Annotated in this window: 16 protein-coding genes; 9 read left to right on the top strand and 7 right to left on the bottom strand. The window is 76.7% G+C overall.

The annotated features are described in order from the left end of the window. Positions 1–278: 278 nt before the first annotated feature. On the bottom strand, positions 279–545 hold the full coding sequence (locus ACIA8Q_RS02685) for a ferredoxin (protein WP_363365763.1): 267 nt from the start codon (positions 543–545) through the stop codon (positions 279–281). Beyond that, positions 542–1,759 carry a cytochrome P450 gene (locus ACIA8Q_RS02680; protein WP_360223377.1) on the bottom strand — a complete coding sequence of 406 codons (1,218 nt, stop codon included), beginning with the start codon at positions 1,757–1,759 and terminating at the stop codon, positions 542–544. Before ACIA8Q_RS02680 ends, ACIA8Q_RS02685 begins: the two co-directional genes overlap by 4 nt. Before the next feature lie 729 nt (positions 1,760–2,488). Between ACIA8Q_RS02680 and ACIA8Q_RS02675 the strand changes: the two genes are divergently transcribed. From ACIA8Q_RS02675 to ACIA8Q_RS02665, 3 genes are all read left to right on the top strand, one after another. Next, the gene (locus ACIA8Q_RS02675) at positions 2,489–3,574 is read left to right on the top strand and encodes an S-(hydroxymethyl)mycothiol dehydrogenase (RefSeq protein WP_396316650.1); all 1,086 of its coding nucleotides are present in this window, start codon (positions 2,489–2,491) and stop codon (positions 3,572–3,574) included. Continuing rightward, a complete protein-coding gene (locus ACIA8Q_RS02670; RefSeq protein WP_360223382.1) occupies positions 3,571–4,200 on the top strand; it encodes an MBL fold metallo-hydrolase in 630 nt (209 codons plus the stop codon). The genes ACIA8Q_RS02675 and ACIA8Q_RS02670 overlap by 4 nt, the downstream gene beginning before the upstream one ends. Before the next feature lie 130 nt (positions 4,201–4,330). Further along, positions 4,331–4,732 (top strand): TIGR03618 family F420-dependent PPOX class oxidoreductase, encoded by a 402-nt coding sequence (locus ACIA8Q_RS02665; RefSeq protein WP_360216841.1) that lies wholly within the window; start codon positions 4,331–4,333, stop codon positions 4,730–4,732. An 83-nt stretch (positions 4,733–4,815) separates the two neighbouring features. On the opposite strand, the gene ACIA8Q_RS02660 is transcribed toward ACIA8Q_RS02665, so the two are convergent. From ACIA8Q_RS02660 to ACIA8Q_RS02650, 3 genes are all read right to left on the bottom strand, one after another. After that, on the bottom strand, positions 4,816–5,268 hold the full coding sequence (locus ACIA8Q_RS02660; protein ID WP_360216844.1) for an SRPBCC domain-containing protein: 453 nt from the start codon (positions 5,266–5,268) through the stop codon (positions 4,816–4,818). Between the two features lie 73 nt (positions 5,269–5,341). Next, positions 5,342–6,784, bottom strand: a complete 1,443-nt coding sequence (locus ACIA8Q_RS02655) for an FAD/NAD(P)-binding protein (protein WP_360216847.1) — start codon at positions 6,782–6,784, stop codon at positions 5,342–5,344. Between the two features lie 167 nt (positions 6,785–6,951). Then, positions 6,952–7,764, bottom strand: coding sequence for a thioesterase family protein (locus ACIA8Q_RS02650; protein ID WP_360216850.1), 813 nt, complete (start codon positions 7,762–7,764; stop codon positions 6,952–6,954). Between the two features lie 392 nt (positions 7,765–8,156). On the opposite strand from ACIA8Q_RS02650, the gene ACIA8Q_RS02645 reads away from it, so the two are divergent. Next, positions 8,157–8,978 carry an SDR family oxidoreductase gene (locus ACIA8Q_RS02645; RefSeq protein WP_360216853.1) on the top strand — a complete coding sequence of 274 codons (822 nt, stop codon included), beginning with the start codon at positions 8,157–8,159 and terminating at the stop codon, positions 8,976–8,978. Between the two features lie 70 nt (positions 8,979–9,048). Here the strand turns inward: ACIA8Q_RS02645 and ACIA8Q_RS02640 are convergent, their stop codons facing one another. Continuing rightward, positions 9,049–11,454, bottom strand: a complete 2,406-nt coding sequence (locus ACIA8Q_RS02640) for a hypothetical protein (protein WP_360216856.1) — start codon at positions 11,452–11,454, stop codon at positions 9,049–9,051. Positions 11,455–11,685: 231 nt separating this feature from the next. After that, a complete protein-coding gene (eccCa, locus tag ACIA8Q_RS02635) occupies positions 11,686–15,675 on the bottom strand; it encodes a type VII secretion protein EccCa (protein WP_360216859.1) in 3,990 nt (1,329 codons plus the stop codon). A gap of 287 nt (positions 15,676–15,962) precedes the next feature. On the opposite strand from eccCa, the gene eccD reads away from it, so the two are divergent. The 5 genes from eccD (at position 15,963) to ACIA8Q_RS02610 (ending at position 20,144) form a co-directional block, all read left to right on the top strand. Beyond that, complete coding sequence (gene eccD, locus ACIA8Q_RS02630) at positions 15,963–17,354, top strand: type VII secretion integral membrane protein EccD (RefSeq protein ID WP_396316649.1); 1,392 nt, start codon at positions 15,963–15,965, stop codon at positions 17,352–17,354. A gap of 70 nt (positions 17,355–17,424) precedes the next feature. After that, the gene (gene eccB, locus ACIA8Q_RS02625; RefSeq protein WP_396316648.1) at positions 17,425–18,894 is read left to right on the top strand and encodes a type VII secretion protein EccB; all 1,470 of its coding nucleotides are present in this window, start codon (positions 17,425–17,427) and stop codon (positions 18,892–18,894) included. Positions 18,895–18,970: 76 nt separating this feature from the next. Next, a complete protein-coding gene (locus ACIA8Q_RS02620) occupies positions 18,971–19,315 on the top strand; it encodes a hypothetical protein (protein ID WP_396316647.1) in 345 nt (114 codons plus the stop codon). Positions 19,316–19,352: 37 nt separating this feature from the next. Beyond that, positions 19,353–19,664, top strand: coding sequence for a hypothetical protein (locus tag ACIA8Q_RS02615; protein WP_396316646.1), 312 nt, complete (start codon positions 19,353–19,355; stop codon positions 19,662–19,664). Positions 19,665–19,703: 39 nt separating this feature from the next. Then, positions 19,704–20,144: a hypothetical protein gene (locus ACIA8Q_RS02610; protein ID WP_396316645.1), complete on the top strand. Its 441-nt coding sequence runs from the start codon at positions 19,704–19,706 to the stop codon at positions 20,142–20,144. Positions 20,145–20,181: the final 37 nt, after the last annotated feature.

Raw genomic sequence — 20,181 nt, 5'->3', positions numbered from 1 at the left:
CCGCCCCCGGCGGGGGGCCCGTTGAGCGGGTCGGGGCGCGCGGCGCGCCCCGACGGCCCGGGAGGACCCGTATGCGCACCACCCCCCACCCCACGATCCGCGCCACGGCCCGGCCGAGGGCCCGCCACGGCTCCTCGGGCACGGCCTAGGACGCCCCCGGCGGCGGCGCGCGGGGGGGGGGGGGGGGGGGGGGGGGGGGGGGGGGCGGGGGCGGGGGGGGGGGGGGGGGGGGGCGGGGCGCCGCCCGCGGCGGGGGGCCCCCCCCCCCCCCCCGGGGCTCAATCGGCCGGGGCGATCCGGTAGCCGCCGTCGGCCGAGTGGAGGGTGAGCGCCTCGACCGGGCAGAAGTCGACCGCCTCGGCCAGCGCCTCCGTCAACTCCGCACCGCCGTCGGCGTAGTCGGCCACCGGCTCGGCCAGCCCGTCGTCGCCGAGGGCCAGCGAGCCGGGGGCGCTCAGGGCGCACATCCCGGAGCCGATGCAGCGGTCCCGGTCGACCCGGACGACGACCGGCTCGGCGTCCGCCTCCGGCCGGGCGGCGGTCACCAGGCGACCTGGAGCGACTCGGGGCTGCGGGTGAGCAGTCCGCGCCGCCAGTCGATCCGGTCGGCGCTCCCGGTGAGGTGCAGTGCGGGCAGCCTCCGGGCCAGCCGGTGCAGGGCGAGTTCGAGCTCCATCCGGGCCAGCCAGGCGCCCAGGCAGTGGTGCGGCCCGGCGCCGAAGGTCAGCATCGGGGCGGCCAGCGGGGAGAACAGCTCGGTGAGCAGGTCCCCGGTGAAGACCGACGGGTCCTGGTTGGCGGCGCCGGTGTCGGCGGCGACGACGCTGCCGGCCGGGATCACCACCCCGCCGATCTCGACGTCCTCGACGGCGCGGCGCAGCAGACCGGGTATGTGGTCGGTGTCGCCGAGCGGGACGGCGCGCAGGATCTGCTCGGTCGCGGCGGCGGCGCTGGCCTCGTCCGAGGCGAGCCGCTGCCAGGACGCGCGGTCGCCGTCGAGCAGGTAGACGAGCGCGTTGCCCAGGCTGGTCATGGTGGTCTCGTGTCCGGCCACGACGAGGCCGATGACCAGGGTGACCAGCTGCCCCTCGGCGATCGAGCCGTCCTCGGCGGCGGCCGCGAGCAGGCTGCTGACCAGGTCGTCGCCGGGGTGGGCGCGGCGTTCGGCGATCACGGCCGCGCCGAACCCGGCGAACTCGGTCATCGCGGTGGCGATCGCCTCGGCGCTGTAGGCGGTGGCGGAGAGCGCGTGGTCGCTCCAGTGCGCGAGCTTCTTGCTGTCCAGGTTGTCCAGCCCCATCAGCCGGCTGATCACCGCGACCGGCAGCGGGCGGGTGTAGGAGGCGACGACGTCGGCGGGGGAGCCGTGGTCGATCAGCTCGTCGATCAGCGACTCGACCACCGAGGCCACCCAGGGCCGCCAGCGGGCGATGGCCCGCGGGGTGAACGCCCGCTGCACGGTGCGGCGCAGCCGCTGGTGCTCGGTGCCGTCAATGTTCAGCATGCTGTTCGGGTCGTCGAGGATGTTGGGCGTGCTGGTGATGGGCGGCGCGTCCGGCGCGTAGAGCGGGGCGCGGCCCAGGCGCGGGTCGGTCAGCACCTGCCGCACGTCCGCGTGCCGGCTGACCAGCCAGACGGGCGTGCCGGTGCGCAGCGCGGCGAGCCGCGGCGGACCGGGCTCGAGGTGGCGCAGGCAGTGCATCGGGATGAGCGGGGCGGTGCCGGTTCCGGCACCGGGCGCACTGTTCTCGGCGGACATCCGTACTCCAGACTCCAGGGCGGTGGGCCGCAGGGGGCGACCCGACGGGGGGTGGAACCGGGATGGTGCGGGGACGGGTGGGACGGGCCGGCGTGCGGCTCGGCTCGGGCCGGGTGCGATGGTGGACCGGGACGAACGGGGAGCGGTGGGGCGGGAAACGGCGGTTCGGTGGTTCGGTGGTTCGGCGGGACTAGTGAAGGGTGGACCGGGACGAACGGGGAACGGGCGAAGCGGTGCCCGGCAGGGCGGCGACCGGGAGGAGGGGCTGGAGGGACGGGGACCGGTCGGGGCGGAACGAAACGGGTGCCGGTCCCGGATGGCGCGAATCGCGCGGCGGCGTACGGTCGGTACGCGCCGGCGCGGGCGGCGCGCGGGGACGCACCGCCGGATGGGGCGGGTGTGCTGAGCGTGGTCGCGTGGACCGCTTCTGCTACGACCGTACGTGGGCCGCGGTGCGTGCGTCTGCGGCACTTCCAGCCAACGGCGATGCTTTCCGGGCAGTTCGGGGCACGCTGACGGGCGCTCAGCGCCGCCCGCGCGCCCTGTCCGCCGGGCCGTGCCCGGGGTTGCGCAGGTCACGCGGCGGATATCCCGCCGTCATATGCGGCGGGCCGCTCACCCGACCGTCCCGCAGGCGTCCCGCGCGGCGGGCGCTACGCTTCGTGGGCAGTCGTTCGTCGCAGGTCACGCCCGGTGCAGAGCCGCACCGGCCGACGGAGGTGGATGGTAATGGCCCAACAGGTCAAGGCGGTCATCGCGCGCGCGAAGGGTGCGCCCGTGGAGGTGACCACGATCGTGGTCCCGGACCCCGGTCCCGGTGAGGCGGTGGTCAGGGTCCAGGCCTGCGGGGTGTGCCACACGGACCTCCACTACCGGGAGGGCGGCATCAACGACGAGTTCCCGTTCCTGCTCGGCCACGAGGCGGCGGGCGTCGTCGAGGCGGTCGGCGAGGGCGTCACCGAGGTCGCGCCGGGCGACTTCGTCGTCCTCAACTGGCGTGCGGTGTGCGGCCAGTGCCGGGCCTGTCGGCGCGGCCGGCCGCAGTACTGCTTCGCCACCCACAACGCGAAGCAGCGGATGACCCTGCTGGACGGCACCGAGCTGTCGCCGGCGCTGGGCATCGGCGCGTTCGCCGAGAAGACCCTCGTCGCGGCCGGCCAGTGCACCAAGGTGGACCCGGCGGTCTCGCCGGCCGTCGCGGGCCTGCTGGGCTGCGGCGTGATGGCGGGCATCGGCGCCGCGATCAACACCGGCGGCGTGGGCCGCGGCGACTCGGTCGCGGTGATCGGCTGCGGCGGCGTCGGCGGCGCGGCCGTGATGGGCTCGCGGCTGGCGGGCGCGGCCCGGATCATCGCGGTGGACATCGACGACCGCAAGCTGGAGACCGCCCGCCGGCTCGGCGCCACCCACACCGTCAACTCCCGCACCACCGACCCGGTCGAGGCGATCCGCGAGCTGACCGGCGGCAACGGCGCGGACGTGGTGGTGGAGGCGGTCGGCCGCCCGGAGACCTACCGGCAGGCCTTCTACGCCCGGGACCTCGCCGGCACCGTCGTCCTGGTCGGCGTGCCGACGCCGGAGATGACGCTGGAGCTGCCGCTGCTCGACGTGTTCGGCCGCGGCGGCGCGCTGAAGTCCTCCTGGTACGGCGACTGCCTGCCCTCGCGGGACTTCCCGATGCTGATCGACCTGCACCTCCAGGGCCGGCTGGACCTCGACGCCTTCGTCACCGAGACCATCGGGCTCGACGCGGTGGAGCAGGCCTTCGACCGCATGCACCAGGGCGACGTGCTCCGTTCGGTGGTGGTCCTGTGACCGCCCGCGTGGACCGGCTGGTGACGGCCGGCACCTTCGACCTGGACGGCGGCAGCTGGGAGGTGGAGAACAACGTCTGGATCGTCGGCGACGACGAGCAGGCGGTGGTGATCGACGCCGCGCACGACGCCGACGCGATCGAGGCGGCGCTCGGCGGGCGCCGGCTGCTGGCGATCGTCTCCACCCACGCGCACAACGACCACGTCGACGCGGCGCCGGAGCTCGCCGCCCGCACCGGCGCGCCGATCCTGCTGCACCCGGACGACCTGCCGCTGTGGAAGCTCACGCACCCGGAGCGCCTGCCGGACGGCGAACTCGCCGACGGGCAGCGGATCGAGGTGGCCGGCATCGAGCTGACGGTGCTGCACACCCCGGGCCACGCCCCGGGCGCGGTCTGCCTGTACGCGCCCGCGCTGGGCACGGTCTTCACCGGCGACACCCTCTTCCAGGGCGGCCCGGGCGCCACCGGCCGGTCGTTCTCGCACTTCCCGACCATCATCGACTCGATCCGGGACCGGCTGCTGTCGCTGCCGCCCGAGACGGTGGTGCGCACCGGCCACGGCGACCCGACCACGATCGGCGCCGAGGCGCCGGCCCTGCCGGAGTGGGTCGCCCGGGGGCACTGAGCCCCGGGCGGTACCGGTCCGGCACGATCCGCCGGACGGGCCGCGCCCCGGGGACACCGGTGCGGGGACACCGGCCCGGGCGCCCGGGCCGGTGTCCCCGCACCGGCCCGGGCACCGTACGATCGCGCCCATGGCCCATGATCCGCGCGACCTCGACGACGCCTTCCTCGCCTTCTGGCGGGAGCGGCACATCGCCACCCTGACCACCGTCCGCCCGGACGGCACGCCGCACGTGGTGCCGGTCGGCGTGACGTACCAGCCGGAGACCGCGACGGCCCGGGTGATCACCAGCCGCACCAGCCGCAAGGCGCGCAACGTGGCGGAGGCCGGGCCGGCCGGGCTGCGGGTCGCCCTCTGCCAGGTGGACCGGGCGCGCTGGTCCACCCTGGAGGGCGTGGCCGTCGTCCGGGACGAGCCGGAGCAGGTCGCCGAGGCCGAGCGGCGCTACGCCGAGCGCTACCGCGAGCCCCGGGTGAACCCGGACCGGGTGGTCATCGAGATCGCCGTCGACCGGGTGCTCGGCCGGGCCTGAGGGGCGGCAGCCGCGGCCCGAGCGGCGGCACCTGGTTCTGAGCCGTGGCGTCCGGCGCGGTCAACCGGCGAGCGCGCCGTCGGTCACCCGGCGAGCGCCGGGGCGAGCCGGCCGAACACCCGGGGCCAGCCCTTCTCGCCCATGCCCTGGTAGGCCTGCCGGCCGATCGGGGTCTCCAGGTCGAAGCCCGCGTTCTCCAGCAGCAGCCGGGTGCCGCCCTCCTCGGGCACCAGCCGCCAGGTGACGGTGGTGTCCAGCTCGCCCTCGGCGAAGGTGTAGCTGATCAGCCGCTCCGGCTCGACGGCGAGCACCTCGCACGGGGTGTGGCCGAACTGCCCCATGTCCAGCGTGAACCGGTGGCCCACCTCGGGCTTCACGTTCCCGGGGACCCACCAGCGGGCCAGCTGCTCCGGGACGGTGAGGGCCTCCCACACCCGCGCGGGCGGGAAGGGCAGGAACTCCTCACGGTTGATCACGGCCTTCCCGGCCGGCGCGGTCGTACCAGCCGTCGCGACCTGTTCGGTCCGCTCGGTCATCGGTTCTCCTCGTTCGGTGGTGTGCCCGGCGGACGCGCACCCGCGCCCGCCGCTCCTGCTCCGGGGCGCCGCCTCAGCGCTCCGCGTACGCCAGGTGCGGGCGTTCGGCGGTGGCGGCCCGCGGCGTGTCGTGCCGGGTGCCCGCCCGGTGCGCGGCGTCCAGGACGGCCGTGACGGAGGCGGCCACCGCCTGAGCCTGGGCGCGGATCTCGGGAATGGCCGTGCTCTCCAGCAGGCTGCCCCGGCGCAGCGCGCCGAGCGTCCACAGCGGGGCGGGGTCGGCACCGGTGGCCGGCCGCAGCCGGCCTTGCGCGGTGGTGCGGAACCCCAGCCCGACGTCGTCCGGGTCGGCCAGTCCGGCCGCCAGCAGGTCCGCCACGAGCGGATCGCCGACCCGGCGGATCTCGGCCTGCGGGCCGGTGCAGTTGACCACCGCCGCGACGTCCAACGTCCGGCCGTCCCGCAGGCGCACCCGGACGGCGTCCGCGGTGACCTCGGCGTCCGCGATCTCGCCCGGGCCCACCTCGATCCGGCCCGCGATGACGGCCTCGGCGAAGGCCCGGGCGGTGGTGACCGGGGCGCGGTGCCGGTGGACGTCCCAGAGCCGCTGGTCGGTGGCGAGGAACCGGGCCCGTTCGGCGGGCGTGAGGCCCTGCCACACGGTGGCGGTGACCGGCCGCAGGCTGTCCACGCCCACCCGCCAGTCGCCGTGCGTGCGGCGACAGGCCGAGACGTGGGCGAGCAGGGTGCGGCGGACCCTGGTCAGGCCCTGCGCCGGGTCCACGGCCGGCGGGGGGACGGCCGGCAGCGCGGAGGCGGCGTGGGCGCGCGGGAGCAGCCCGTGCCGGGACACCGCGTGGACGCGCCGCCCGGGGTGGTGCACGGCGAGCGCGACGTCGATCATCGTCAACCCGGTGCCGACGAGCAGGAGGTCGCCCTCCTCCGGCAGGGCGGCCAGCGCCCCGGGCGTCCACGGGTCGGCGACGTAGCGCGCGGAGGGGCGCAGCGCGGCGGGCACCCAGGACTGGTCCGGCGGGAAGGTTCCGAGCGCGAGCACGGCCGCGTCCGCCCGGAACGTCCCGCCGCCGTCGAGGCACAGCGACACCCCCGGGCCGACCCGGCGCGCGGCGACCACCCGGTCGCGGACCCGGGACAGCCGGGCCGGGCCGGGGCGGGCGGCGGCCGCGGTGAGCACGTCGTCCAGGTAGGCGCCGTAGAGCCCGCGCGGCACGTGGTCGCCCGGGGCGAAGGTGCCGGGGGTGCGGCGCTCCAGCCAGGCGGTGAAGTGGTCCGGCGCGTCGGCGAAGGCGCTCATCCGGCCGGCCGGGACGTTGAGCAGGTGGTGCCCCGCCGAGGTGGCGTACGCGGTGCCCCGGCCGGTGCCCGGGCACGGGTCGACGAGGTGGACGTCGAGCCCGAGGCCCTGCTCGGCCGCCCGGAGGAGGAGGTGCGCCGCGGTGAGGGTGCCGGCGGCACCGGCACCCACGACGGCGACGCGCTGGAGGTTCGTGGTCATCCGAGGGTGCTCCGTCCTTCTGGGGTGAAGCGTCGCCCTCACGATCACCGGTCCGGGTGGAGTCCGGGTCGGCGGCCGGTCGAGACGCCCTGGAGCACCGGCGCCCGGGCCGGCGGCCACCCGGCCCCCCGGCGGCCGGCCGGTCGCCACCCGGCACTGCCCGGCGGCTACCCGGCGGCGCCCGGCTGCGGGCGGACGGTGAGGCTCTGCTGCGCGCAGCCGACCGGGCCGTGGCGGTCGTGCAGGACGCTGCTGGTGAGGCCGAGACCGGTGGGGCCGAAGGAGACGGTGGTGTCCAGGCCGGTCCAGCGGCCCTCGGGGTGGCGGTGCAGGTGGACGGTCAGGTCCACGTTGGGGAACATCCAGTCGGTGTGCGGCTGGCGGGGTGCGATGCCGTTGGCGGTGTCCACCAGGGCGAGGTAGGAGGCGAGCGCGCTGCTCGGCTCGCCGGCGACCAGGGTCACCGGGCTGGAGATCCAGGCGGTGGCGCGGCCCGGCCGGTGCTCCGGCCCCCGGCGGACCTCGATGGAGGAGACGTAGCCGCCGTCCCACTCGCCGTCCATCGCCCAGGGCTCGCACTCCTCGGGCGGCGCCATCCGCTCCTGCGCGGTGGCGGCGACGGCGGCGGTGTCGGAGGCGGCGAGCAGCCAGGCGCGGGCCCGCACCACCGGGCGGTCGCCGATCACCACGACGGCCTCCAGCAGTTCGACCGTGCGGCCGGGCCGGATGCTCTCCACGCTGATCGTGCACTCGTCCAGCGGGAGCCGCCCGAGGATGTCGTAGCTGATCCGGGACAGCGTCAGACCGGTGTCCGGGCGCGCGGCGAGGTGGCGGTCGACCGCGTGGACGACGAGGCCGGCCAGCGGGCTGAAGTGCTGCTCGGCGGTGTCCCAGGCGCCGCCCGCGTGGGCGGTGGGCTTGTAGTGGTCCTCGTCGATGCGCTGGTAGTAGCTGTCGGGCGCGGTGGTGCCGGTGGTCAAGGGACGTGCTCCTCGGGCCGATCGCGGGGTGACGAACAGGGCGGGCCGGGCGGCGGCCCGGCCCGCGCTGGTGATCGTAGGGGCCCGAACCGCCCACCGGTGCCCGGCGGTGACGCATCCCACAGCCCGCCCCGCGGCCGCGCTGACGGCCCGCCCCGCGCCGACGATCCGGGGCGGGCCGCAGCGATGGGTGCCGTCCTGGTGGATCCCGGTCGTCGTGCGGGCGGGAGCGGCTGGACTGATGGGCCGTCAGATCGATGCGTCGTAGGGCCCGGTCCCCCGACGTGTCCGCCGACCCGTCCGGCTCGGTGGGAGCCCCGTCCGGCCGTAGGGACGTGTGCGTATGATCATCCGGACTCCAGTCGATCACTCGTCGAGAGGGCTGAACGGCAATGACGGACCAGCGAGTTGTCATCGTCACCGGCGGGGGGACCGGCATCGGTGCCGCAACCGCGCGGTTGCTGCGCGCGGCCGGGCATCACGTGGTCGTCTCCGGGCGCAGGCCCGAGCCGCTGCGTCGGGTCGCGGAGGAGTCCGGAGCCCTTGCGCACCCCGCCGACATCGGCGACCCCGACGCCGTTCGCGGCCTCGTGGACGCGACCGTGGCGGCCTACGGTCGGCTGGACGGGCTCGTGCTCAACGCGGGCACCGGGCGCAGCGGGGGTGTCGGCGACCTGTCGATCGAGGACTGGGAGGCCGTGATGCGGATCAACGTCACCGGCCCCTTCCTCCTTCAGCGCGCCGCGCTCCCTCACCTGCTGGAGGCCCGTGGCTCGGTGGTCGCCGTCGCCTCGGTGTCCGCGCTGCGCAACGGGGTGGGCAACGCCGCTTACGCGACGTCCAAGGCCGCCCTGCTCCAGCTCTGTCGGTCCCTGGCCGTCGACTACGGGCAGCACGGGCTGCGCGCCAACACCGTGTGTCCCAGCTGGGTGCGCACCGATATGGCCGACCGGCGGATGGCGCGCTTCGCCGACGAGGCGGGCCTGGGGGAGGGGGGCACGGAGGCGGCGTACGAGGCGGCGACCCGGCTCGTTCCCGCGCGCCGCCCCGGCGAGCCGGAGGAGGTCGCGGAGGCCATCGCCTGGCTGCTCTCGCCGGCCGCGTCCTTCGTCAACGGGGCGGTGCTCACCGTCGACGGCGGTGTGACGGCCGTCGATCCCGGGACCGTCGCGTTCGACTTCCGCGTCGAACCGCGCAGCACGCCCGCGGGCTAGGGACAAGCCCCGGTACCGACGTCGTTCAGTCGGCGGCCGTCGGGGTTCGCCCTTCAGGGCCGGCGGGGTGTCAGGGCGCGGCGACGCCCGGGGTCAGGTGCAGGCGCCCGGGCCGGGCCGGCGGGCGCCGCAGCTCCGGGGCGAGGGCGTCACGGCGCTCCAGCCAGTCGCGCAGCCGGGTGCGGGCCTGGCGGTCGCGCTCGTCCGCCGACTCGGCCGGTCCGCCCGGGCCCACCTCGCGCAGCAGGACCCGGTCCGGGCAGCCCTCCGCGGCGGGCAGGACCTCCAGGACGGAGAACCGGGAACCGGGCGGGAACACCACCTCGGGCTCGCCGTCCTCGGCCATCACCGACGTCCGGCGGCCGGTCGCCGACCACACCAGGAACTCGACCGCCGTCCCCGGCAGCACCTCCGCGGCGGGTGTCCCGACCACCGGCGCCGGCTCCACCAGCAGCGCCCCCGGGGTGTAGTGGCGCAGCACCTCGGCCCCCGCGTCGGCACCCAGCAGGACGGCCCCGCGGTGGTTCGGCAGCCGCCGCAGCCCGGACCCGAGGCAGGCCAGGTACGCCGCCAGTGCACCGCCGCCGGGCCGGCGGGCGGACGCGACCAGCTCGGCGCGGGACACCGGGACGCCCGTGTCGACGTGGTGCAGGTAGACCGCGGCGAGGTCGCTCTTCAGGTCGTCCCGGGTGTGCGAACGCAGTGCCGGCAGCCGGGTCGCGGCCTGCTCGGCCCGACTGGCGCTGCGCTGGAAGTGCTCGCCCACCAGGGCCCGGAAGGCGGCCCGTTCGGCGGCGGTGCTCGGTCGCCCGGAGACGGTGCCGCCGTCCGGTGCGAGGAGCCGGGCGGGGGAGGGAGCGGGGGCGGGGGCGACGGGAGGTTCCGCGGGCGCGGTGGGCTCCCGGGGTTCCTCGGCGGCTTCGGGCACCTGCGAGGCCTCGGGCGCCCGGGAGGCCTCGGGTTCCGCAGCGGCCCCGCTCGCCCCGGTCGGGGGCCCGGCGCTGAGAACCGCGGGCGGCGGGACGGCGGCGGCCGGCTCCCCGGCGGCACCGCGCGCGGACACGCCCTGGACCAGCAGGTCGGGTGCGGTCGCGCCCGGGGCGGTGAGGGCGGCGCGGAGGTCCTCCAGGACGCCGAGCACCTCCGGCGGCACCGGCAGCCCGTCCGCACCGGCGATCAGCAGCGGGCGGGCCCGGTCCGGCTCCCGCAGGCGGGGGCCGCGGTCCTGCGGCTCCGCCCGGGGCCGCAGCCAGAGCCCCGCGGGCACCGCCTCCAGGAGCCAGCCCGGGACGGGGGTCCGGTACAGCGCCGGTCCGCAGCTCGGCGGTCCGCCGGGGGCGGTGCGCCAGGCGGAGGCGACGACGCGGCCGCGGGCGGGGGAGGCGGTCAGTTCGGTGAGCCAGGGCTCCCAGGCGGGGGTGCCGTCGGCGGCGAGCACCCGGGAGGAGGCGCCGGCGGCCGTGCGCAGCGGCAGTCCGACGGCGGCGCGAAGGTCGCGCCCGAGTGCGGTGGCGAGGCCGTCGGCCAGGGCGGTGAGCGCGCTGACGGTGGCCCAGGGGGCGCTGAGCAGCAGCTCCGGGGGCTCGCCGCCGGGCCCGCCGGGGAGGAGGGCGCCGAGCCGGTCGGCGAGCTCCTCGGCCGGGGGGAGGGGCGTCCCGGGGTGGCCGACCACCAGGACGACGGTGCCCTCGTCGGCCCGGGCCCTGGTCAGCGGGCCGGGGGGACCGTCGGGGGCGGGGCGGGTGCGGATCCAGTAGCCGTGCGGCAGCGCCGTGACCAGCGGGTCGGCGGGGTGCGGGCCGTCCGGGGCTTCCGGAAGGTCCGGTCCGGGCATCGCGGCGGCGGGGGGTGCGGCGGCGGGCCGTGCCGGGTCGGCCGCGGGCGGCACGGGTGCCGACCGGGCGGGCGGTGCGGCGGGTTCCGGGGGCAGCGGCCAGAGCGGCCCGAGCCGTCGCAGGTGGCCGGCCGGGGTGCAGAGCCACCAGGAGGACGGCGTGTCGTCGCTGGGCCCGCTGGTGAGCAGCGTGCCGTCGGGCCGCAGGGTGACCAGGCCGTCCGGGGCGACGACCCCGAGCCCGGCGAGTTCAGCGATCCGTTCGGCGGGCCGGCGCCCGGTGTCGGGGGCGGCGGCCAGTCCGGAGGCGGCGAGGACGAGGGCGGTGGCGTCCCGGGCGGCCGCGGTGCGGGTGAGCTCGTCCAGCCGGCCGAACAGGACGGCGGGCGCGTCGGGGGCGGCGGCGAGGACGGTGACGGTCCGGGCGACGGGGCTGAGCAGCTGCAGGGCGTCGGTGAGCGCGCCCGGCAGGGCGGTCGGAGCGTCACCGTCCGCACCGCCGGGGGCGATCACGAAGTGCGGTCCGACCCGGTGGAGCGCGGCGGGCGGCGGCGCGGCGGCGGTGCGGCGGCGGGTCAGCAGGCGCCGGCCCGCCCCGGCGGTGCGGGGGGCGTCCCCTGCCGCGTGCGCTGGTGTGCTCATCGTCCCGCCTCCCCGGCGCCCGGTCGCGTCTGCCGGGCGCGTCACCCGGCTCTACGGCCGCGGCGCCGGACCGGGTTCACCGCCGAACCGGGTTCACCTCCGGACCGGGTTCACGGCGGGGCCGGGTTCACGGCGGGGCCGGGTTCACCGCCGGACCGGGTTCACCCCGTTGCCGGCCGGCGGCCGCCCGCCCCGACCTCCTCCCTGCCGCCCGCCCCGACGAGGCTCCCCTCAGGACGCCTCCTCGATGTCGCCCTCCTCGACGACCGCCGTCTGCAGCTGCACCGTGCGGCGCCGGGTGATGTACAGGCCGCGCCCGGCCGGGAGGACGCGGGGCTTGGTGTCGCCGAACAGGTAGCCCTCGCTGGGCGGGCAGGACAGCAGCACCGCCGGGGTGTTGACCTCCGCCAGCCGGCGCAGCAGCTGGTCCGAGGAGGCCCGGCCGACGCCGTTGGCGCTGCGCGCGACGATCAGGTGCAGGCCGAGTTCGGCGCCCTGGGCCAGGTAGTCGAGCAGCGGCTCGAAGGGGTGGCTGCCGTAGCCGCCGGGGGAGCCGGAGACCAGTTCGTAGTCGTCGACGACGATGAACAGTTCGGGCCCCTCCCACCAGTCGCGCAGCCGCAGCCGCGCGGGGGCGATGTCGGCGCCGGGCAGCCGGTTGGCCATGGCACGGGCGGCGCCGTCGACGATCTGGCGCAGCACGTCGACGCTGACGGCGTGTCCGAGCCGGTACTCCTGGGGCACCGCCTCCTGGAGGACGCGACGGTAGTCGATGAGCATGATCCGCGCCTCGTCGGGGCGGTAGGCCGTGGTGACGGCGTCGGCGACGAGCTTGAGCAGGTTGGTCTTGCCGGCCTCGCTGTCGCCCACCACGACCAGGTGCGGGGTCTCCTCGAAGTCGTGCCAGAGCGGGGCGAGCGTGACGTCCTGGAGCCCGAGCGGGACGCGCAGCCGGCCCTCGGGGGCGGGCAGGGCGGACGCGGGCAGCTGCAGCGGCAGCATCCGGATCTCGGGAGCGCGCGGACCGCTCCAGTGCTCGGCGACGGCGTCGACCAGGTCGGCGACGCCCTCGCCGAGGTCCTCGGCGCTGCCGCCGCCGTCCAGCCGGGGCAGGGCGGTGAGGAAGTGCATCGCGTCCGTGGTGAGGCCCCGGCCGGGGACGTTCGGGACGGTGCCGGCGGCCCGCATGTTGACGGCGGAGTCGACGGCGTCGCCGAGCCGCAGTTCGAAGCGGGTCCCGAGGAGGTCGCGCAGGGCGCCGCTGACCTCGCCCCAGCGGGTGGTGCCGACGATCAGGTGGATGCCGTAGTTGAGGCCGCGCTGGGCGATCAGGGTGAGGGCGGGGGCGAGGTCGGTGAACTCCTGGCGGACGGTGTTCCAGCCGTCGATGACGAGGAAGACGTCGCCGTGCGGCTCGTCCGGCAGCTCGCCGGCCGCGAGTCGGCGGCGGAAGGCGGCGACGGAGTCGATCCCGAGCTCGGCGAAGCGCTGCTCGCGCCGGACGAGGATGCCGTTGACCTCGGCGACGGTGCGCAGCACCCGCTCCGGGTCGTGCCGACCGGTGATCCCGCCGACGTGCGGCAGCCCGCGCAGCGAGGAGAGCGTGCCGCCGCCGAAGTCCAGGCAGTAGAACTGCACCTGACGCGGGGTGTGGGTGAGTGCCAGCCCGGTGATCAGGGTGCGCAGCAGGGTGCTCTTGCCGCTCTGCGGGCCGCCGGCGACGCCGACGTGGCCGCCCGCCCCGGACAGGTCGGCGGTGAGCAGGTCGCGGACCTGTTGGAAGGGGCGGTCGATGACGCCGACGGGCACCGTCAGGGTGCCGCGGCCGGACCCGGTCTCGGTGGTGAGGCCGCGCTCGGGGTGCGGGGCGAGCGGCGGCAGCAGCTGGTCGAGGGTGGGCGGGACGCCCAGCGGCGGCAGCCACACCTGGTAGGCGGGCGGGCCCGCGTCGGTGAGCCGTTCCGCGGCGAGGTCGAGCAGGGTTCGGGTCTGCTCCGGGGTCTCCTCCGGCTCCGTGGCGACCGGCGGTGCGACGGGCTGACGCGGCGCCACGTAGCCGGTGCCGTAGTGGGCGACCTGGCCCGCCGCGGCCTCCTGACGGGCGGCTGCGGGGCGCCGGGCCCGGTAGGGGCCGGAGACGTAGGCGGCCTTGAACCGGGTGAGGGTGGCGATGTCGCTGCGCAGGAAGCCGTTGCCGGGCTGCGGGGGCAGCTGGTAGGCGTCGGGGACGCCGAGCACGCCGCGGCTCTCCATGGCGGAGAAGGTGCGCAGGCCGATCCGGTAGGAGAGGTGGGACTCGAGGGCGTGCATGCGGCCCTCGTCGAGGCGCTGGGAGGCGAGCAGCAGGTGGACGCCCAGGGAGCGGCCGAGGCGGCCGATCATGATGAAGAGGTCCATGAAGTCGCGGTGGGCGGCGAGCAGTTCGGAGAACTCGTCGACCACCACGAAGAGGGTCGGCAACGGGTCCAGCGGGGTGCCGGCGGCGCGGGCGGTCTCGTAGTCCAGCAGCGAGGTGTAGTTGCCCGCCGAGCGGAGCAGCTCCTGACGGCGGACGAGTTCGCCGTGCAGCGCGTCGCGCATGCGGTCGACCAGGGCGGCCTCGTCGGCCAGGTTGGTGATCACCGCCGAGGTGTGCGGCAGGCGGTCCAGGCCGAGGAAGGTCGCCCCGCCCTTGAAGTCGACGAGCACGAAGTTGAGGGTCTCCGAGGAGTGCGTCAGGGCGAGCGCCAGCACCAGGGTGCGCAGGAGTTCGGACTTGCCGGAGCCGGTGGCGCCGATCAGCATGCCGTGCGGGCCCATGCCGCCCTGCGCGGACTCCTTGATGTCGAGTTCGACCGGCGTGCCGTCGCCGGCGATGCCGAGCGGCACCCGCAGCCGCTCGCGCGGGGCCCGCCCGGCCCACCCCTGGCCGACGTCGTGCCGCTGCAGGTCGCGGATGCCGAGCAGGGCGGCGAGGTCGAAGTCGGTGGCCAGCGGCTCCCCGGCGTCCGCCGTGTCGCCGATCCGGTAGGGGGCGAGCAGGGTGGCCAGCCGGCGGGCCGCCGGCAGCGAGAGGGCGTCGGGCCGGCCGAGGTCGGTCACCTCGTCGCGGTGGTTGCGGTCGGCCCCGACCATGGCCAGCCGGCCGTCCTCGATCCGCAGCCGCAGCCGGTGCCGCAGCGGCTTCCACTCCAGGGTGTCGCCGAGGTCCAGCAGCACGGCGTTGCGCCAGCCGGCCAGTGCGGCGCGGCCGGCGGGCGGCGCCTGCGGGCCGTCGAGCACGATCACGGTGAACGGCTCGTCCCGGCCGGGCTGGGCCTCCGGCTCGTACGGCGGGCGGCCGGCGAACTCGTCGCCGAGCAGCTGCTCGATCTCCACCAGCGACCCCGCCACCAGCCGCACGGGCCCCACCCCGTCGACCTCCTCGGGGTGCAGGGCGTGCGGCAGCCACTTGGTCCACTCCCACTCCTGCTGCCGCGCGGGCTCCGTCACCACGGCGATCCGCAGCTCGTCGGGGGCGTGGAAGAGCGCCAGCTGCGCCAGCATCGCGCGGGCCAGCGCCCGGTTGGCGGCGTCGTCCCCGCCGCGCAGCAGGACCTGGGCGTAGCCGCGCAGGTAGACGGCGATCGGCTGGTCGGCGACGGTGCCGTACGCGTGGATGAGACGGCGCAGCGCGTGTGCGCACAGCGGCTCGAGGTCCTCCACCGGCTTGGTGGACAGCGGGGCCAGCCGCACCGCGAGCCGCTGGTGCCCGGTGCCGATCCGCACGTCGCCGAAGTCGGGGTGGGCGCTGCGCCGCTCCCACAGCCGGGAGGTGCGCACCAGCGAGCCGAGTGCGGCGGGCGCAGGGTGGCGCCAGGCCAGCGCCGCCTGCTGACGGGCGATCCGGTCGCGCACCTGGCGGCGGACCTGGGAGAGGTAGCGCAGGTAGTCGCGGCGTTCCGCGCGCAGTTCCCGCTTGCGGTCACTGGCTCCGCGGATCAGCTGGGTCACCAGCATGCCGACGGCGGACAGCGCCATCATGCCCATCGCGACGTAGGTCATGACGCCGCCGCCGTCGCCGGGGCGCAGGAAGACGAAGACCATCGACAGCGAGCTGAGCGCCATCGGAGCCATCATGATCATGTTGGACATGCCGCTCTGCGACTCCGGCAGGACCGGCGGCTCCTGCAACTGGATCTCGCCGTCGGGCATCGCCGGGCCGGGGCGCCGCGGCGGACGGTTGACCAGCACCACACTCAACGAAGGGCTCCTCGGCTCGGAACGGCTCGGGACGGCTCGGGACGGCTCGGGACGGCTCGGGACCGGCCGCCCGGACCGCCGGCCGCGACGGACGCGCACCGTCCACCCGGGACGACGGACCGGGCGCCGGGCCGGGTTCAGCGCGAACCGGTTCCACCCGCGGTGAACCCGGCGCGCTCCGCCGCCCGTGGCTCCAGGTGAGGTGACGCCCGGGCCCGCCCCTCCCCCAGACGGGCCCGGGCGGCCACCTCGCCACACCGGATCTGGGCGTGTCGTGAGGGAGAGCAGTGAACGGGAGCGCGAACGGGACCGCCGTCGCCGGACTGTGCCGACTGAGGTTCCGCACCCCCGCGGCGGTGCTCGAACTCGCCGTCCCCGCCGACGTCCCGCTGGCCGACCTGCTGCCGGCCGTCCTCGCCCACGCCGGCCCCGAGCTGGAGGAACAGGGCGTCGAGCACGACGGCTGGATCCTGCAGCGCCTCGGCGGCCCGCCGCTGGACGAGGAGCTGGGCGCCGACGCCCTCGACCTGCACGACGGCGACGAACTCCACCTGCGCCCGCGCCGCGACGCGCTGCCCGAGGTCCACTACGACGACCTGCCCGACGCCGTCGCCACCGGCATGCGGGCCCGCTCCGACACCTGGCGCCCGGCGCTGACCCACCACCTCGCGCTCGGACTGGCCGTGACCGCCCTGGCCGGCGGCCTCGCCGTCCTGCTGCTCCCCGGCCCCGCGCAGCCGCGGGTGCTGGCCGCGGCCGCCACCGGCCTGCTCCTGCTGCTGGGCGCCCTGAGCGCCTCCCGGGCCGTCGGCGACGCGGGCGCCGGCACCGCGCTCGGCGCCGCCGCCGTGCCCTACCTGGCCCTGGCCGGGGCCCTGCTGCCGACCGGCGGCGGGCCCGGCGCGACCGGCGCCCGGTTCCTGGCCGGCGGCTGCGCGGCCGCCGGGGCCGCGGTGCTGGCCCTGGCCGCGGTCGGCTGCGCGGCACCGCTGTTCCTCGGCGCGGTGCTGACCGCGCTGTACGGCGTGCTGGCGGGTGCCCTGCTGCTGGGCGGTCAGGACGGCGGGCAGACGGCGGCGGTGCTGGCCGTGCTCGCGGTGATCGTCGGGGCCTTCGTGCCGGGGATCTGCTTCCGGCTGTCGGGGCTGCGGCTGCCCGCGCTGCCGCGCAACGCCGAGGAACTGCAGGAGGGCATCGCGGCCGTGCCGAGCGCCACCGTCCGCAGCCGCAGCGCCGTCGCCGACGGCTACCTGACCGCCTTCCACCTGGCGCTCGGCGCCGTCCTGACCGGCTGCGTGACACTGGTCGCCGACGAGCCGGGCTGGGCCGGCACGGCCCTCACCGCCACGCTGTCCGTCCTGCTGCTGCTGCACGCCCGCGCCATCGGCAGCATCCCGCAGCGGCTGTCCGTCCTGCTGCCCGGCGTCTACGGCCCGGCGCTGCTGCTCGGCCACCGGGTGGTCGGCGAACCCACCGGCGGCCGGCTGTCGGTGCTGGTCCTGCTGCTCGTGGTGGCGGCCGCGCTGGCCGTCACCGCCTGGACGATCCCCGGGCGCCGGCTGCTGCCGTACTGGGGCCGGGCCGCCGACCTGCTGCACACCGCGGCGGCGGTCGCGGTGATCCCGCTGGCGCTGGCGGTGGCCGGCGTCTACCACGCGCTGCGCGGCCTGGCCAGCTGAGCCGGAACCGGTACGCACCCCCCGTCCCCGGCCCGGCAGGTGCCGGGAACACGCCCTAGGAGACCCCGAGATGCAGTCGAAGCGCGACCAGGTGCAGGCCCACCTGTTCGTGATGGGCAGGCTCGCCACCGGCATGCTGCGCGGCGAACCCGACGCGGCCGACACCCCCGCCGGGCGCACCTCCCGCGGCACCGTCGCCGGACTGGTCGTCGCCGTGCTGGTCTGCCTGGGCGTCGCCGTGTACGGCGTGATGGTCCCCGGCGGGGCCACCGGCTGGCGCAAGCCCGGCACCCTGGTGGTGGTCAAGGAGAGCGGCGCCCGCTACCTCTACCTGGACGGCGCCCTGCACCCCGTGCTGAACGAGGCCAGCGCCCGGCTCCTGGCCGGCGAGCAGCTGGTCGTCGACCAGGTCGGGGTGCGCTCGCTGGCCGACACCCCGCGCGGCGCCCCGATCGGCATCCTCGGCGCCCCCGACGGCCTGCCCGAGCCCGGCCGGCTCGCCGACGCGCCCTGGCTGGCCTGCGCCGTCAGCCGGCCCGGGCCCGCCGGCGGCCGGCTCCCCGAACTGGACCTGGCCGTCGGTGCTGCCGCCCGGGGCGCCGGGCTGACGGACGGCCAGGCCGCCCTGGTCGCCGCCCCCGACGGCACCGAGTACCTGCTCTGGCACGGCCGCCGGCTGCGCCTGGACGGCGCCGGCGGCGCCCGGCGCGCCCTCGGCCAGCCCGCCGTCACCGCCTACCCGGTGACCTCGGCCTTCCTCAATGCGCTGGCCGCCGGCCCCGACCTGGCCTTCCCCGACGTCGAGGGCCGCGGCACCGCCGGACCGCAGCTGGCCGGGCAGCCCACCCGGATCGGCCAGCTCTTCACCGGCCCCGGCGGCGACCCCTACCTGCTGACCGCCGCCGGCCTCGCCCCGCTCGACCGGATGGCCTTCGAACTGCTCGCCAACGACCCCCGCACCCAGCACACCGCCTACCAGGACGGCGCCGTCACCCCGGTCGCCCTCGGCCCGGCCGACCTCGCCGCGCACACCGCACCGGCGCGCCCGGCCGGGCGGTCCGGCACCCCCGCACTGCCCTCCGCGCCGCCCGAGTTGGTGACGGTCCCCCCGGGCCGGGGCGTCTGCGCCGAGCTGCACCTCACCGGGCAGGCGCCGACCACCTCCGTCACCCTGCTCGACGCCGGCGCCGTCACCGGCGCGCCGCCGGCCGCCCAGCCCGGGGTGGCCCCCGCCTGCGCGGGCGCCGACCGGATCGCCGTCCGGCCCGGCGGCGGCGCCCTCGTCCGGGCGCTGTCCAGCGCGGGCCTCGGCAGCACCCTCTACCTGGTCACCGATGCCGGGGTGAAGTACCCGCTCGCGTCGGCGGCCGCCGTCAAGCAGCTCGGCTACGACGGCACCGCGCCGTCCGCCCTGCCGGAGAGCCTGCTGGCCCTGCTCCCGACCGGCCCCGGCCTCGACCCGGCCGCGCTGGCCGGCCCCGCGGAGCCGGCCCCGGCGGCCACCGCCGCCCGCCCGTCCGATCCGCTCTGTCCGCGCTGAACCACCGCGTTCCGCACCGCCGTTGAACCGGATGTACCGGGATCCACCGGCAGCCCGCACCGACGAAGGGAAACCCGTGACCGCCTTCTTGCAGGTCCAGGACGCGGCCGTCAGGACCGTCCTGACCACCCTCGACACCCACGTCCAGGCCATGTTCCGGGCCGGGATGCAGGTCGAGGACGTGAACCTCGAGGTCCACCGCCACTTCCAGGCCGCGTGCAGCACGGCCTACCAGAACAAGATCCACGAGTGGCAGGACCAGTACCGGCAGCTCAAGACCGCCTACCAGACCTTCCAGGACCACTTCTCCAGCGGGCACCAGCAGATCCGCAACGCCCACACCGAGGCGCTCGGCGCCAGCACCAAGTGGGGCGGCAGCAACCTCTCCCTCGAGGTCGAGCACGGCCTCAACCCCCGCTGACCCCCCACCCACCCGACGTACCACCGAAAGGACGGCCATGGCCGACACCCCGCGGGACCAACCGAGCGACATCGCGCTCCACCACGCCAACATCGACGAGGCGGCGGACGCCCTGCAGCAGGCCAGTGACGGCATGCACGCGGCGATGAAGGACTGCATGACGGCGATCAGGACCGCCCAGGCGCAGCTCAGCGGTGACCTCGCCACCGCGGCCGGCACCTTCTACAACTCCCTGTCCGACCGGGACAGCGACATGGTGAACGAGATCAAGGACGGCGTCGGCACGCTGCGCCTCATGCACGGCCTGCTGCGCGACGCGGACCGCCGCGCCGGCCAGGGCGTCGGCTGATGACCGCGGCGCACCGGGTCCGCGGGACGGGCGGGCGCGATGGGTAGCCCGACCCCGCCCCCGGACCCCCAGGTCACGACCCTCAGCGTCGACCACGACGACCTGGTCAACTTCGCGGACACCGTCCTCCCGGCCTACGTGCGCAAGCTGGAGGGCGACCCGGGTTTCACCGCCATGCTGGGGTTCAGCGGCAAGGGCGGTGAGAGCGGGACCAACCACTTCACCGAGCTGCTCGCGGGCAACTTCGAGAACGGCACCCACCTGCACGACCTGTTCGCGAACAGCCTGGCCGGCCCCGTGGTGGAGGACTTCAAGAAGTTCCACGCCCAGCTGGAGAAGTCCCGCCTCGACATCAAGGACTTCCTCCGGCAGATGGACGACGCCCACGAACACGCCCTGACGGCGGCCCAGATGATGCAGATCCTGCAGGACGTCATCGGCGCCGGCGGGGGCGGCGGCGGTGCGGGCGGCGGGAAGTAGCACCCCGCCCCCGACCGTCCCGGCCCGCCCCGTCCGT

The organism is Kitasatospora sp. NPDC051705, assembly GCF_044453265.1.
GTDB lineage: Bacteria > Actinomycetota > Actinomycetes > Streptomycetales > Streptomycetaceae > Kitasatospora.
The sequence above is the reverse complement of the archived record's forward strand: the minus strand, read 5'-3'. Positions and strand labels throughout refer to the sequence as shown.